Genomic DNA, 14686 nt, shown 5'->3' with positions numbered 1-14686 from the left:
TCTCTATCTGGTCGGCGGCTCCGCGCACCCCGGCGGCGGCATCCCGCTGGTCCTGATGTCGGCCGAGATCGTCGCCGAACTCATCGGTCCGGCGGAAATTCTGGAGGGATCGAGCGCCACACCCCGTACAGCAACTGTGCCATTCCGACGATCCCGACGACGGTCCACGTGACGGCCAGCGTGGTGCCCCAGTTCCATCCCACGAGCGGGACGCCGGTTCGGGACACCGCGGCGCCGGCCGCGGCCACCCCGACCACTATCAGCCGCGTGGGGCGTTCGGCGACCGTGATACCGCCGACGCCCGGCATGCCCACCGCTTGCGCGCGGGCGCGGACGTACTCGAGCAGCAGCACGAGCGCCAGCGCTGCCGCCACCCACGCAGGCGGGGCGCCCAGCGCCAGCAGAACAGCCCCGAGCAGCAGATCGCCGAGCCGATCGGCCACCGAGTCGATCACCGCACCGAGCGGGCGGGCCTTACCGGTCCGTAGCGCGACCGCACCGTCGAGTCCATCCAGCAGCCCGGAGGTGAGCACCAGCAGCACGGTCAGCGCGGGCCATCCCGGTCCCGCTTCGGCGGCCCACGCGCCGACCAGCGCCAGCACCCCGAATACCGACAAGATGTCGGGCGGGACCTTGGCGATCGGACCCGAGGCGAGGATCCGCACTATCGACAACCACCCGCGGACGACACGCGACGGCTGCACGCCACCGTGCAGCGCCGACCACCCTGCGTCGTCCGCGTCGTCGTCGCCCGGTGCCCGCGCTGTCATCAGGCCAGCCTGCCAGGGACTGGCACCACGTAGACGAGCAACACAGTGAGCCGGGCACGCAAGGTGGCGTCGCAACTGAGCACGACCTTCCCGCGCACCGACCTCGCGCTCTGGGCGGCCGGTGCGACGTACTTCGGAGTGATCGGGTTGGTGCCGCTCGCACTGGTATCCCTGTGGGCGGCCGGATTGCTCATCGGGCACGCCGCGGTGATCTCCTCGATGGAGGCGGCGATCGGGGGCCTGCCCAGCGGTCACGGCACCCCGGAGGCGCTGCGCACCCTGACGTCGGTGGCGTTGTCGATGTCCTGGTGGCAGGCCCTGGTGGTGTTGTTCCCGGCGAGTCTGTACGGCGAGGGCTTGCGCCGGGCGTTCGTTCAATTCTCCTCGGAATCAGACAAACTCACCGGTTGGCGGGGACGTGCCGGTCTCCTGGGCGTCGCCGCCGTCGCACCGTTCCTGGTGCTGGCGGTGCTCTGGTCCGCGCCCTATGTGGCGCCGCTCTACGCGGGTGAGGGCTGGTCGCTGGTGTGGGGTGTCTTTGTCGGTTTCCACGTCGTCTGGATCGCGGTCTCGACGGCGTTGCTCGGTGTGTACGGACTCATCGCGCCGGGCCGGTATCGTCCGAAGGCCCTGGTGCTGGGTGCTTTTGGTACCGGTGCCATATTGGCCGGGTTTCTGCAGGGGTTCGTCCTGTTTCTCGCGATTCCGATCGAGTGGTCGGCTCCCTTTGGAAATCTGCCGATCATCGGGGCGGTGTCCGCCCTGGCGCTGTGGCTCTACCTGGTCCACATCCTGGTGCTGTGTGGTTTCCGGATCACGGTGGTTGTGGACGGAACGCTGCGGCGGTGAGGGCAGTGCTTCGAGTGTCTGAGGCACCCAAACCAGCTCGCCTCCCTCGGACGTGCAGACGTTTTGGGTGAATCTGTCGCGGGTACGGACGTGGTGGTTCAGTCCCGAGCCGGGTAACCCATCAGAGGCGGCAGCGGGGTGGTGCACTCATGTCTGAACCGAATGCAGGATTCGCCGATGTGAACGAGATGTTTCGGCAGTTGAAGTCACTTGATGCAGAGTCGGCGGCGTTCGCCCGCCAGCGCGACGCGATCGCGGCACGATGTCTACCTGTTGCTGACAACATTGCTCATCGATTTCGCGGTCGCGGGGAAACTCACGACGATCTGGTGCAAGCGGCACGGGTCGGTCTGATCAATGCGATCAACCGCTACGACGTCGACCTCGGTGCGGACTTCCTGTCCTTCGCGGTGCCGACCATGATGGGTGAAGTGCAGCCTATTCGGCCTGCGCGGTGTCGACAATCTGTTGAGCCAGGACGCGGACCGGTTTGTTGGTGTCCTGGGAGAGTTGCACCATGAGTTCGAAGGCCCGGGTGGCGTCGACTTTGAATCGCTCCATCAGAATGCCTTTGGCCTGCCCGATGAGATCGCGACTGCCCAACGTGGACTCGAACTGCGTTTGCCGGTCGGCGGCCATCAAGGCGCTGGCGGCGTGGGTGGCGAGCATGGCTCCGAGCGCCTGTTGTTCGAGGGTGAATTCGTAAGCATCCCGGCTGAACAGGTTCAGAGCGCCTCGACCGCCAGCGGTCAGTGCGGTCGCCGGATAGAAGTACAGCTGGAACGACAACACGCTTCGAACGCCCGCTTCTACTGCGGCCTTGGCGAACCGCGGCCACCGCGGGTCCACGCTGAGGTCAGTGCACGACACCGTGCCATCAGCGGTCGCGGCGGCCAGACAGGGTCCCTCCCCGAACTCGATCTGCAGCGTGTCGAGTTCGTTGGCGATGTCGGAGGTGGCTGCCATCGACTGGTGCCGTTTCCCGTCGATCAACAGCACGTCGGCGATATGGACTTCTGTCATCAGCGAGACGGCCTGCGATGTCACTGTCCCGAGGATGGCGTTCACGTCGGCGGTCGAGACGAAGTTGGCGGCGAGTTCGGCCATTGCCGATCGGATGTCGACATGCCCGGACGTGTCAGCCATCACGACATCGTTTCACGTCGAGAGGTGCCGCCGTCGGTCACTGACGCTACTGTCCGAGATCAGCTCAGGAGCGCGCGTTTGCGCACGACGGGGGTGCAGCTAATCGCACGACTGATCGTCGAGATCGCTGAAGGCCAGCCGCCGGGCCATCACGTCGGCCGCTACCGCCACGACGGACTGCTGGTGGGCATATGCGTGAGCCCGAAGCCGGCCCAGAGCATCACTGATAGAGATGCTCAGTTGCACAGCGACCATCCCAGCAGCCACATGCACGTGGGTGCGGGAGAGTGGGTCCGCCGCCGAGTCGGCTTCGAGGTCGATCGCCACCTGCTCGAGGAGGGTCTGTTCGGCTGAGGTTCCCACCTGGCTGCGCCAGTTCGATTCCAGAGTGTGCTGAAGAGCGGCCGCGCACCGCCGAGTGGTCTCCTGCTCACGTTCGGCGAGGGCGCCGCCGTTCCGCCGATAAAGCTCCAGCGTTCCCATGGGATGAAGCGGTCCGGGAATTGGATAGGCGAAGACCGCTCCCACGCCCAACTCACCGAGTTCTGCGGTGAATGCAGGCCAGCGGCGGAAGAACGGCGCGGTGTCCAGCTGTGCACACAGTTCCGGGTCATCGTTGCGATAAGCGTCCAGGCACGGCCCCTCACCCAACGTGAACTGCATTTCGTCGATCTGCAGCGCAAGCGCGTCGCTGGCGTACACCAACTCGCGGATGCTTCCCGACGCAGACAAGACCGCCGCCGCAGCGCCGTCAACCCCCGCCAGCCGTACTGCGGTGTCACAGATTCTTCCGACACCCGAGAACAACTCGTCGCCGACGGTCATGGGACGTCGAGACGCCGGCGCGTTCCAAGACTGCCCATCGGTAGCCCTGTTAGTCCGGGAGGAGTCGCTCATCCGGTGATCCCGTCACACGATGCATCGAACCTCGTATACCTCCGGCGCGCGGCGGGGAAACTACGGATCGCCGTCGAGATTGTCGATCATCTAGACGGCTGCGAGTCGAACATGTCACCCCAACGCCGACGCACAGCCATCGTCGCTACGGCGTCGATGCCTGTGGTCGCCCCGCCGGCGGCGGTTGTCACCAGCGCCCGGGCCAGTGCAAACGGCGACACGCCGAACTCCTGTGCTGCGTCGATGAGTTCGCCGATCGCAACCTCGGGAGCGTATCGACGTAGCCCCACCAGGACGCCTTGCGCCAGGTGAAACATCCGTGCCTTGGCGACGTCGTCATCGATGGACAGCGGGCCCATTCCTCGGCTGATCTCCCGCATGAGCGTTCCTTCCAGTACTGCGATATTTGGTTCTCTGCCTCAGTGGCATCTCTCCGAACATCGTGAATCGCAATGATTTCCACGTACTGCCGGGCGACGTCCGGATATGCGGCCGGCCTTCGTGCTCGCGAGCGGTGTGCGCTCAATCAAAGACGGATCCAGCATCAGCGGCGGCCACCAACCTCCCGGGACCGTTCGTCCGTCGGCCGGAATCGGATCCTCGAGACGAACCACGGCGTCGGCGCCCGCCGGATGCGACAGGTGCCGAACATAGACGGGTGACCCCGGGACGGATGCGACACGCATACATGAACTCCATTTCATGCGGGCACGTCGCAGGGCAGGCCGCCACGCGCGTGGCCGACTGGGCCCCGCTCGCGCTGAACGGATTTGAGGTTCTGGCTTTTACTGGAGTGCCAGGACTGAGCGGTAGATACCCGCCAGTGACGGCCTCAATCTCGCTTTTCCGACGATTTCGTCCGGTGGCGAGATCACGCCTGCGGATCAGGGTCTATCGCCATTCGCGGAGGGAACGGATCGACCGTGTCCAAGCCCTTCGGGAACGTCGCGAGGCCTAACGTGAGCGACGTGTGTGCGCAAGAGGCTGCCGACCCTGCTCAGTCGGCCGGATCCCGAAGCAAGAAGACCCTGCAGGGGCAGGCCGCAGAGATGCGCCGGTTGCTGGACATGGTCGGGCTCACGTCGATCATCGATGTCCACACCCACTTCATGCCCAAAGCCGTGATGGACAAGGTGTGGGCCTACTTCGACTCCGCGGGACCGCTCATCGGCCGCACCTGGCCGATCCGCTACCGGCTCGATCAACAGTCCCGGGTGCAGGTGCTGCGCAACTTCGGCGTCGCCGCCTTCACGTCGCTGGTGTATCCCCACAAGCCCGAGATGGCCGCCTGGCTCAATGCGTGGGCGACGGAGTTCAGTCGGTCGACGCCGGAGTGCCTTCACACCGCGACGTTCTACCCCGAACCTAGCGCGCCGGTGTACGTGCAGAACGCAATCGACGAGGGCGCGCGAGTATTCAAGGCCCACATCCAGGTCGGTGACTATTCGCCCGCCGACCCGCTGCTGGATCCTGTCTGGGAGATGCTGGCCCACAGCCAGATACCGACCGTGATCCACGCCGGATCCGGCCCTGCCGCGGGTCGGTTCACGGGGCCGAGTCCGATTACGGAGGTCCTTCGGCGCCACCCCCGTGTGCCGTTGATCATCGCGCATATGGGCATGCCCGAGTATCGGGAGTTTCTCGACCTTGCGCACCGGTACCCCGGTGTCTACCTGGACACGACGATGGTGTTCACCGACTTCACCGAGCAACTGCATCCCTTTCCGCGGGCCGCGCGCAGCGATCTGGCGGCGCTGGGGGACAAGGTGCTCTTCGGTAGCGACTATCCGAACATTCCCTACCCCTATCACCACGCGGTCGAGTCGTTGATCCGGCTCGATCTGGGTGATTCCTGGTGTCAAAAGGTGCTGCACGACAACGCAGTACGGCTCTTCGGCAGCCCTCGCTGTCAAAACTCTCCCGCGGTTGATATCTGACCGACGGCGAGTCCTGGCGCAGTGGGCCGGTCTTCTTCGACGTCTGCCGCGGAACGCCGATGCCTCCTACATTCCACTATTGACATGTCACTATTGGATGGTTATCTTCGGATGCATGACCATCACGACAGAACCCGCCACTCCACTGCACGTCACAGGGCATCTCGCCCCCGTGCCCGACGAGATCGACGCCCACGACCTTCCCGTGGACGGCCTGCTTCCACCCGAGCTCAACGGCCGGTTCCTGCGCAACGGGCCCAACCCACTGCCCGGCCAACCGTCGAAGCACTGGTTCGCCGGCCACGGCATGGTGCACGGAATCCGACTCGAAGCCGGCCGGGCGAAGTGGTACCGCAACCGGTGGGTACGCACCAAATCGTTCACCGGACAAGCGCCGCAGACCGGTGCCGACGGCTCCTTCGATCTGGCTGCAGGAGAGGCCAATACGCACGTCATCGCTCACGCCGGCAAGATCCTGGCCCTGGTGGAGAGCAGCTTTCCGCACGTCCTCAGCCCGGAGTTGGAGACGCTGGGCACCAGCGACTTCGGCGGGAGGCTGACCACCGCGATGACTGCGCACCCCAAAACCGACCCGACGACCGGAGAGCTGCACTTCTTCGGGTACAGCGTGAGATCGCCCTACCTGACCTACCACAAGCTCTCCGCCACAGGAGAATTGGTCACCAGTGCGCCGATATCGGTGCCCGGCCCGACGATGATGCACGACTTCGCCATCACAGACAGACACGCGGTGTTCCTCGACCTGCCGATCACCTTCACACCCGAGCGGGCGCTGGAAACCCCACTGCCGTTCGATTGGGATGACACCTACGGCGCCCGTATCGGCATCATGCCGCTCGCCCGGCCTGGCGAGGTGCGGTGGTTCGAGGTCGACCCGGCGTATGTCTTCCACGTGGGGAACGCCCACACCGACAGCGCCGGTCGGGTGGTCCTCGACGCCGCCCGGTACTCCGGCGCCGACGCGGCGTGGGCGTGGCGCAACCTGGGCAACCCTTCCGCCTCGACCGGCGTTCCCCGGCGGAGCGATCAGGCGGGCGCGGCCGTCCATGAGTCCGGTATGGCACGTCTGCACCGTTGGACGCTCGACCCGGCGACCGGCACGGTCGAGGAGACCACCCTCGACGACAGAGGCATCGAGTTCCCGACGATCGACGATGCCAGGGTCGGGCGTGATGCCCGCTACCGCTACGCAGTAGCGGGCGGCGGCCCTGACGCAGCAGCGATCGTCAAGTTCGACACCACCGCCGGGGTCGTCGCCGAACACGCGCTCGGATCCGACGTGGTGGCCGGCGAAGCGGTGTTCGTCGCGAGTGGAAGCCCGGACCGGGCCGAGGACGACGGCTGGCTGCTGACGATCGCCAGTCGCCGTGACGGTGGCGGGTCCAAGCTGCTCGTGCTCGACGCGACCGATGTGGGACGCGCACCTGTCGCGACGGTGACCCTGCCCCGCAGGGTTCCGGCAGGCTTTCACGGCTCGTGGATCACCGATGACGAGCTGCGGACGCCGGTTGGACAGCGTTGATCGGACCCGGGTTTCGCGGGATGACGTTGTGGTTAGGTCTGTCCTATGTCTCAAGCCGGTCGTACCACCGCCGAACTGATCGTCGAGTGCCTCGAGAACGAGGGCGTCACGCACGTGTTCGGCATTCCCGGCGAAGAGAACATCCTGTTGGTCGACGCGTTGTCAAGATCGTCGATCGACTACGTGCTCACCCGCCACGAGCAGGGCGCGTCGTTCATGGCCGAGGTGTACGGTCGACTGACCGGCAAAGCCGGGGTGTGCTCGGGGACACTCGGGCCCGGGGCGATCAACCTTCTGCTCGGTGTCGCCGACGCGACCACGAATTCGACTCCGGTGCTGGCACTGTCGGCGCAAGTCGGGATGCGGCGCAGCTACAAGGAAACACACCAGAGCGTCGACCTGGTCTCGATGTTTGCTCCCGTCACCAAGTGGTCGGCTCTGGTCGCCACCCCCGGCGCGGTGCCGGAGATGGTCCGTAAAGCGTTCAAACTCGCGCAGACCGAGCGCCCCGGAGCCGTCTACCTCGCAGTGCCGGAGGACGTCGAAGATGCCGACGCCCCGGCTGATGCCGGCCCGCTGCGCGTCAACGTGCCGCGGCCCGACGATCCGTCCTCGACTCAGATCGCCCGCGCCGCCGAGATTCTGCGATCGGCGCGCAATCCCGTCCTCCTGGCCGGCCACGGTGCGGCACGCAGCGACGCCTCGGCAGCGGTGCGACGTTTCGCCGAGTCGCTCGGCGTGCCCGTCGCGACGACATTTCACGGCAAAGGCGTCATGCCCGACGATCATCCGCTGGCACTCGGAGCCGTCGGCTTCATGCGCCATGACTACGTGAACTTCGGCTTCGATCAGGCTGATGTCATCGTCGCCGCCGGCTACGAACTGCAGGAGTTCGACCCCGCCCGGATCAACCCGCGCGGCGACACCAAGATCATCCACGTGCACCGGTTCCCGGCCGAAGTCGACGTCCACTACGACGTGGCGGTGGGATTGCACGCAGACATCGGAGGGTGCCTCGACGCTCTGGCGGCCGCGGTGATCCGGGATCAGCCGTATTCGTCTGGGCAGGAACGGATTCGAGGTCTGCTGGCCGACGAGCTGGATCGCGGCCGTGCCGATGACAGTTTTCCGCTGACGCCCGCGCGCATCGTTGCCGACACCCGCACGGCCCTGGGGCGTGATGACATCGCACTGGTCGACACCGGCGCTTTGAAGATGTGGATGGCACGGCTCTATCCGACGTATGAGCCGAACACCTGCCTGATCTCGAACGGACTCTCGACGATGGGGTGGACGGTTCCCGGGGCGATCGCTGCGAAGATCGCGAGACCGTCGGCGAATGTCCTCGTCGCGACCGGCGACGGAGCGTTCCTGATGAACTCGCAGGAGATCGAGACCGCCCTGCGTGTGGGTACGCCGATGGTGATCCTCATCTGGGTCGACGACGCCTACGGTCTCATCAGCTGGAAGATGGATCTGGAGATCGGTCACAACGTCGACACCCGCTTCGGCAACCCGGACTTCGTCGCCTATGCGGAGAGCTTCGGCGCCAAGGGGTTTCGCATCTCATCGGCCGACGAGTTACTGCCCACGCTGCGAGAGGCGTTGTCGTCGAAGACCGTCAGCGTGGTGGCCTGTCCCGTGGACTACGGCGCCAACAGCGCGCTCATCGCGGCTTTGGGGGAACTGGACGAGTCATGGTCGTGACATCGCCACCTGCTCGGTGCGGCCCGATACGGTTTGCCGCCAGATGATCCGAAATTGCTCCCGCGTCAATTAAATCCTCCCGATACTCCCCGAGGCGGCGTTGTGCAGGCCTGTTCGCTTGCGGGAACTGATTGTTTCGTTATCGGGCGGTGATAGTCGGCTGCAGGAGTGCTCGAATGGCGATTTTTCTTCTCTTTTCGCCAAATTGGCAAAGTGAAGCGCTGTGAATCGTATTTATTCGACGCCCCCGTTGTTTATCGGTGCTTGGTGGCCGGTCGATGGTCCTTGGGTGTCCTCTGAAATGTGCTTTTGTAGAGTCCACGGCGGATCTTGTCGTGGCCTTCGAATTTACGACAGCGTTCTGAAGACTCGGACCAAGCGATGAGGTGCTCGCCCTGAGCGAATACTGGCAAGCGGCACCAAGTTTGCCTCTTCTGCGTCCCGGTGTTAGTTGCTGGCGCAATTAGCAAGTTGCGCAATATCCTCGTATTACGCCAGTTGGCGATCAATTTCCGGTTCTTATCTTGGGGAGATTTCATGCGAGTACGGATGCGTAAGGCCGGGGTCGCCTGCGGTAGTGCCTTTGCTGCTGTCGTCCTGGGGGTGTCTTCTGCCGCGTCGGGGTGGGCGGCCAGCACGGCTCTGGTGATCGGCGGCATCGGAACACCGACGATGCACGATGTGGTGATGTCCCAACTGCTCGGCGGCGCCTTGAGCGACGTTGAGCGCGTGAGCGTCGATTGGCCGGCAGAGGCCAGGCCCTACACCGGCGCCGACGATCTGACGCTGGGTGCGTCGATCGACGTCGGCATCACGAACCTCAGCGCCGAGATCGACGCTGCGCTCGCGCGGCTCTCCCGAGACGAGGACGGCAACGTCATCAACGGCGAGCGGGTCACTGTGGTCGGACTATCAGCCGGCTCATTGGTGGTGACGGAGGTTCTGCGGCTCGCGGCCGCAGACCCCGACGCGCCTGACGGGCAGGAGATCAACTTCGTCGTGGTCGCCGATTCCAGCCGTCAGGAGATCATCGACGACACGGAGAGCTACAACCCCGTCTACGACTACACCTACCGTCCGGCGCCGGAAACGGTGTACGACACGATCGTTGTGACCGGCGAGTACGACGGCTTCGCCGACTTCCCCGACCGCTGGTGGAACCTCAACGCGGTCGCGAACGCGATGGCCGGAGCGCTGTTCGTTCACGTCCCGACCATGTTCGCCGACCTGACGGAGGTACCGGCGGAGAACATCACAGTGGATGTGAATTCCGTGGGCGGCTCCACCACCCACTATCTGATCCCGGCCGAGAGGCTGCCCCTGGTGCAAATGTTCCCGAGCCTCGCACCGCGCGAGGCCGAACTGAAGGCCTCGATCGACAAGGCCTACATCCGCAATGATCCCGCGCCCTCCTGGTTGCGCAGTCTCAACACCGAGGTCCCCGAGGCGGTCGAGGACACCGTCACCCCGGCGACCGAGGAAGCCGCGGCGGATGAAGCGGCGGCAGAGGATGTCCAGGACAGTGACGCTGCCGAATTGACTGAGACCACCGTCGACGAGGTCGCCGTGACCGATGACGCGCCGAGCGAGTCGGGCACCGACGACGACGGGGTCTCGACAGAAGGCGACGACAGGGACGCGGCCGACGAGAAGGACGCAGCCGACGACAACAAGAACGTGTCCGACGGCGCCGATGCCGCGGGAACGTCCGATGAGTCCGAGAAGTCCGATGAGTCCGAGAAGACCGACTCGTCGGAACGGGACACCACGCGGGCGTCGGAAAGTGAAGGGAAGCAGGCGAAGAAGCGGGCAAGCAGCGGCAAGGACTCCTCAGCGTCGAGTGATTCCAAGAGCAAGGGCGATTCGGACTCCTCGGATTCCTCGGACTGATCCTCTCTCGCACAACACAATCGAAGTCTCAGGCTCAAACGGTCTCAGGACACAGCTTCCGGCTGTGTCCTGAGTCTGTTAGAGGTGGTGGAACGGGGGAGTGGAGTTCAGCTCCCGCTGAGTACTGCTCAAGGGTCTGGAACGTGCAGCACGACACCGGCGCCCATCAGCTGTGACGCACTGAGCCCGAAGGTGGACTTGAAGCGGTCGGCCAGGTGGGACGGGCTCGCAAAGCCCGCCGCGGCGGCGGCATCGGTCAGGTTCTGTCCCGCGCTGATCGCCGTCCCGGCCCGCACCAGACGGGTCCACAACCGATAGCGGCGCAGGCTGGTGCCGGCTTCGTGGCGGAACAGGTGCAGAAACCGGGATTCGGACAATCCGACATCACCGGCGAGCTCGCGGGAGGACGGCGCAGCGGCCGGATCGGCTTGAATGCGGCTCACCGCAGCGGCAATCCGCGGATCCATCCGATGGGCCGTCCCGGGCGCAGCGAGATCCAGCCACTGCCGCGCCGCGGCGTCGTCGGCCGGCATTTCCGTCAGCGCATCTTCGTCGGCGTGGTCGAACGCGAATTCACCTGACACGCTGCGGCATTTGCCCCGGCACGCCGAGGAGCGGCCGGACGTCGGATCCAGATAACAGGAGACCAGCCGACCACCGTGGGTGTCGAGATGGTGAATCACCCGCGGCGGAATGACGACGCTGCGTGCCACGACGGCGTGACCGTCCGCAGTGACGCTGACGGGTCCGTCGACGCCGACCGCCAGACACCACACCGAACCGGAATGTGGGTCGAGTCGAAGGCTCGGTCCGGCGTAGAGCGCCTGTCCGGCCCACAGCCACACCGAGGGACAGCAGGTTTGTGGAAGCGCCGCGGCCGTCCCTGGTGGCATGGTGACCTCCTAGGCCAATGAACTGGAGGGTACGTGGTCACCACAGTCATCGTCATCACCGCAGTGTTCTTCGCCGGGATGGGCGTCTACGGGCTGGTGGTGCCGGACCGCCTGGTCGCGCCGTTCGACATCACGCTGGGTTCGGCCGCGGCGCGCTCCGAGGTGCGCGCGGTGTACGGCGGCTTCGGGCTGGCGATCGCGGCGGTGCTCACCCTCGCTGTGGCCAAGCCCGAACTGCGGTCCGGCATCCTGGTCACCGTCGCCGCCGCGCTGGCGGGCATGGCGTTCGGCCGCCTGGTCTCAGCGGCCGACGGCCGGGCCCGCTTCTACCCGAGTTGGTTCTACTTCGTCGTCGAGTCCGGGGTCGCGGCCGCGCTGTTCATCGCCGCGTGACGCCGCAGCGGACGATCCTGTTCCGTGGTGTTCACTCGGAGGTCAACCGGAGGCCATGTTCGCGTGCGAAGGCGTCATAGGCGAGCGCGATCTCCTCAGCGGTGGCGTCCGGGTGCGCACGGGCGACCGCATCGATCGCCATGGATGTGTGTGCCCCCAGAAGCGTTGACGTAGAGACCGTTTGACCGTGGATCAGCGCAGCGTTCAGCGCCGTCTGGAAGTCCCCTCGCGGGTCGTGTGTCGGCACTTCGGTCACGACCAGAAGTGAATCACGGCGGGGTCGTCGCCGCTCGCCGAGTGGTGCGGTCGAGAGTTTCCCGAACGGCACGCTCGCGGGGGGACGCCGTACGGCTGCCCGTCACCGTCCGGACAGCTGAGCGGCTGAGACTCCGCCGTGTCTCCTCATCCGAGCCGGCGATCGGTCCTCAAAGGCGCGGCGCTGCTCGCGACCCTCCCCGTCGTCGGATTTCAGTCGCCGCGGCGTCTGAGCCCTGTCCCTGCTGATCCGTTCACGCTCGGTGTGGCCTCCGGCGAACCCAGCGCCGACGGCGCGGTGATCTGGACCCGGCTGGCGCCGAGCCCGCTGGCCGAGGACGGCCTGGGCGGCATGCCCGCCCGCCCTGTCGACGTCGACTGGGAGGTCGCCGAGGACCACGCGTTCACCCGAATAGCCCAGCGGGGCATGATCACCGCGGTGCCCGACTCCGCTCACAGCGTGCACGTCGAACTCACCGGCCTCAGGCCCGACGCCGAGTACTTCTACCGCTTCCGGTCGCACGGATACCTGTCACCGGCAGGGCGCACCCGCACGGCGCCGCATGACGGTTCGCTGGCACCGCTCACGATGTGCGTGGCATCGTGCTCCAACTACGAGCAGGGCTGGTTCACCGCGTACCGCAGGTTGGCCGAGGAGCACCCCGACCTGGTCGTCCACCTCGGTGACTACCACTACGAATACGGTGCCGGGCGCAGCGCCGTTCGGGTGCGCGACCACGTCGGACCCGAGACCGTGACGCTGGCCCACTATCGGCAGCGGTACGCGCAGTACAAGACCGATCCCGACCTGCAGGCCGCCCACGCCGCGGCGCCGTGGCTGGTGGTGTTCGACGACCATGAGGTGGCCGACAACTGGGCCGGCGAGGTTCCGGCCAAGCCCGACAACGGTTTCCGTACCCGCAGAGCGGCGGCTCTTCGGGCGTACTACGAGAACATGCCGCTGCGGCTCTCGGCCCGGCCGCATGACACGGAGATGGCGCTGCACCGCCGGATGCACTGGGGTGGATTGGCGACCTTCCACATGCTCGACACTCGCCAGCACCGGACTGATCAGCCGTGCCAGGACGCCTATGCCTCCGACTGCGCCGAGCGCCGCTCTGCCGCAGCAACCATGATCGGTGCGGGACAGGAAAAGTGGCTGTCGGCCGGGCTCGGGACATCTCGCGCACGATGGGATGTGTTGGCCCAGCAGGTGTTCTTCTCCCAGGTGGACCTCACCCCCGGGCCAGGTCTCTCGTATAACCCGGACAGCTGGGACGGCTACCCCGTCAACCGTGACCGGATCATCGCCGCGATCCGCGATTCGCCGGTGCGCAACGCGGTGGTGCTGACCGGTGACGTGCATTCACACTGGGCTGCCGACGTTCACGAGCGACCCGGCGACCGCGCCTCCCGTGTCGTCGCGACGGAACTGGTGACCACTTCGATCAGTTCGGGCGGCGACGGGTCCGACACCCGCGACGAGATCGAGGCGGTGCTGCCGGACAACCCGCACATCCGGTACTACAGCAACCGCCGAGGGTATATCCGGACGCAGATCACCCGCGATCAGATGCGGGCCGACTTCCGGATCGTGCCGTACGTGTCGCGTCCAGGTGCGGCCGCGCACACAGGTGCCGGCTTCCTGCTCGCCGACCGCGGGATGCGGCGCGTCTGAGTGCCGCTCGTAGTATCGCGGTGTGAGCAACTCAGCCGGTGGGCAGCACGTTGTAGTGGTCGGTGGCGGCCTGGCGGGTCTCGCCTCCACCGTCTGGCTCGCCGAACTCGGCTACTCCGTGACGCTTCTGGAGAGCAACGGGTCGCTCGGCGGGCGCACGATCGGCCTGACCTCCGGGCACGGCGATGCGATCGAGAACGGCCAACATGTTCTGGCAGGCTCCTACCAGAACATCTTCCGATATCTCGATTCCATTGGTACACGGCATCTTCTGCATTTCCCCGACGAGTTCGGGGTGCGCTACCCCGGTGGACACGCGGAGACGTTCGGCGTACGACCGAGCAACCTCCGGCGGGTGATGCTCGGCCGGGTCGTGGGTCTGAGCATCCCGACGCTGCTGCGGGCGGCGCCGGCGTGGGCTCGGCTGATCCGCGACGTGATCAGGTTTGACGATTCGCTGGACGACATCACTGTCGACGAATGGTTCGACCGGGTCGGGTTTCCTATCGAAGTTCGCCGAATCATGCTCGATTCCATGGTGATCGGACTACTCAACGAGCTACCGCGGCTCGCGTCCGCACACGCGTTCGCAGCGCTGCTACGCACCGGCGCCGACCGGGTGCGCCGAATGGGCCCCCTGGCGGCGCGGATCGGATATCCGACCGTCGATCTGGAGCGGCTCTACCTCGACGGAGCGCGCACGGTGATGGCCGCGCGCGGTGTAGAGG

At 65.9% G+C, this 14686-nt stretch carries 14 protein-coding genes and 2 pseudogenes; 9 read left to right on the top strand and 7 right to left on the bottom strand.

All coding sequences use genetic code 11. The annotated features are described in order from the left end of the window. Window positions 1-80: 80 nt before the first annotated feature. Window positions 81-770 (bottom strand): CDP-alcohol phosphatidyltransferase family protein, encoded by a 690-nt coding sequence (locus tag WA965_RS04255; RefSeq protein WP_526447128.1) that lies wholly within the window; start codon window positions 768-770, stop codon window positions 81-83. Window positions 771-815: 45 nt separating this feature from the next. On the opposite strand from WA965_RS04255, the gene WA965_RS04250 reads away from it, so the two are divergent. Together WA965_RS04250 and WA965_RS04245 are read left to right on the top strand one after the other, a co-directional pair. Continuing rightward, window positions 816-1619, top strand: coding sequence for a YhjD/YihY/BrkB family envelope integrity protein (locus WA965_RS04250; RefSeq protein WP_526300996.1), 804 nt, complete (start codon window positions 816-818; stop codon window positions 1617-1619). A gap of 149 nt (window positions 1620-1768) precedes the next feature. After that, window positions 1769-2056, top strand: a pseudogene (locus WA965_RS04245) (sigma factor); the annotation flags it as partial. A 1-nt stretch (window position 2057) separates the two neighbouring features. Here WA965_RS04245 and WA965_RS04240 read toward each other — a convergent pair. The 4 genes and pseudogenes from WA965_RS04240 to WA965_RS04225 form a co-directional block, all read right to left on the bottom strand. Then, a complete protein-coding gene (locus WA965_RS04240) occupies window positions 2058-2765 on the bottom strand; it encodes a GAF and ANTAR domain-containing protein (protein ID WP_526300998.1) in 708 nt (235 codons plus the stop codon). Between the two features lie 99 nt (window positions 2766-2864). After that, on the bottom strand, window positions 2865-3590 hold the full coding sequence (locus WA965_RS04235; protein WP_526301000.1) for a GAF domain-containing protein: 726 nt from the start codon (window positions 3588-3590) through the stop codon (window positions 2865-2867). Window positions 3591-3748: 158 nt separating this feature from the next. Further along, complete coding sequence (locus WA965_RS04230) at window positions 3749-4042, bottom strand: transcription antitermination regulator (protein ID WP_526301002.1); 294 nt, start codon at window positions 4040-4042, stop codon at window positions 3749-3751. A gap of 138 nt (window positions 4043-4180) precedes the next feature. Then, a pseudogene (locus WA965_RS04225) lies at window positions 4181-4348 on the bottom strand (glycosyltransferase family 1 protein); the annotation flags it as partial. A 363-nt stretch (window positions 4349-4711) separates the two neighbouring features. Between WA965_RS04225 and WA965_RS04220 the strand changes: the two are divergent. The 4 genes from WA965_RS04220 to WA965_RS04205 all read left to right on the top strand — a co-directional run bounded on the left by WA965_RS04220 (window position 4712) and on the right by WA965_RS04205 (window position 10739). Then, window positions 4712-5599: an amidohydrolase family protein gene (locus WA965_RS04220; protein ID WP_526301012.1), complete on the top strand. Its 888-nt coding sequence runs from the start codon at window positions 4712-4714 to the stop codon at window positions 5597-5599. Between the two features lie 115 nt (window positions 5600-5714). Beyond that, window positions 5715-7142 carry a carotenoid oxygenase family protein gene (locus WA965_RS04215; protein WP_526301004.1) on the top strand — a complete coding sequence of 476 codons (1428 nt, stop codon included), beginning with the start codon at window positions 5715-5717 and terminating at the stop codon, window positions 7140-7142. A 45-nt stretch (window positions 7143-7187) separates the two neighbouring features. Then, window positions 7188-8849, top strand: a complete 1662-nt coding sequence (locus tag WA965_RS04210; protein ID WP_526301006.1) for an acetolactate synthase large subunit — start codon at window positions 7188-7190, stop codon at window positions 8847-8849. Window positions 8850-9386: 537 nt separating this feature from the next. Continuing rightward, complete coding sequence (locus WA965_RS04205; RefSeq protein ID WP_526301008.1) at window positions 9387-10739, top strand: PE-PPE domain-containing protein; 1353 nt, start codon at window positions 9387-9389, stop codon at window positions 10737-10739. Between the two features lie 128 nt (window positions 10740-10867). Here the strand turns inward: WA965_RS04205 and WA965_RS04200 are convergent, their stop codons facing one another. Then, a complete protein-coding gene (locus WA965_RS04200; RefSeq protein WP_526301010.1) occupies window positions 10868-11632 on the bottom strand; it encodes a helix-turn-helix domain-containing protein in 765 nt (254 codons plus the stop codon). A 33-nt stretch (window positions 11633-11665) separates the two neighbouring features. Here WA965_RS04200 and WA965_RS04195 point away from each other — a divergent pair, with 33 nt between their 5' ends. Beyond that, window positions 11666-12025 carry a DUF4345 family protein gene (locus WA965_RS04195; protein WP_526447126.1) on the top strand — a complete coding sequence of 120 codons (360 nt, stop codon included), beginning with the start codon at window positions 11666-11668 and terminating at the stop codon, window positions 12023-12025. 31 nt (window positions 12026-12056) lie between these two features. Here WA965_RS04195 and WA965_RS04190 read toward each other — a convergent pair whose 3' ends face one another. Further along, entirely contained in the window at window positions 12057-12281 is a 225-nt protein-coding gene (locus WA965_RS04190) for a hypothetical protein (RefSeq protein WP_526447124.1), read from the bottom strand. Between the two features lie 138 nt (window positions 12282-12419). On the opposite strand from WA965_RS04190, the gene WA965_RS04185 reads away from it, so the two are divergent. Both WA965_RS04185 and WA965_RS04180 read left to right on the top strand, forming a co-directional pair. Then, entirely contained in the window at window positions 12420-13958 is a 1539-nt protein-coding gene (locus WA965_RS04185; RefSeq protein ID WP_526447123.1) for an alkaline phosphatase D family protein, read from the top strand. 22 nt (window positions 13959-13980) lie between these two features. Next, window positions 13981-14686, top strand: a 706-nt coding sequence (locus WA965_RS04180) for an FAD-dependent oxidoreductase (RefSeq protein WP_526447121.1), incomplete at its 3' end; no start/stop codon positions are given.

Source organism: Mycobacterium sp. (assembly GCF_049683935.1).
Lineage (GTDB): Bacteria > Actinomycetota > Actinomycetes > Mycobacteriales > Mycobacteriaceae > Mycobacterium.
The sequence above is the reverse complement of the archived record's forward strand: the minus strand, read 5'-3'. Positions and strand labels throughout refer to the sequence as shown.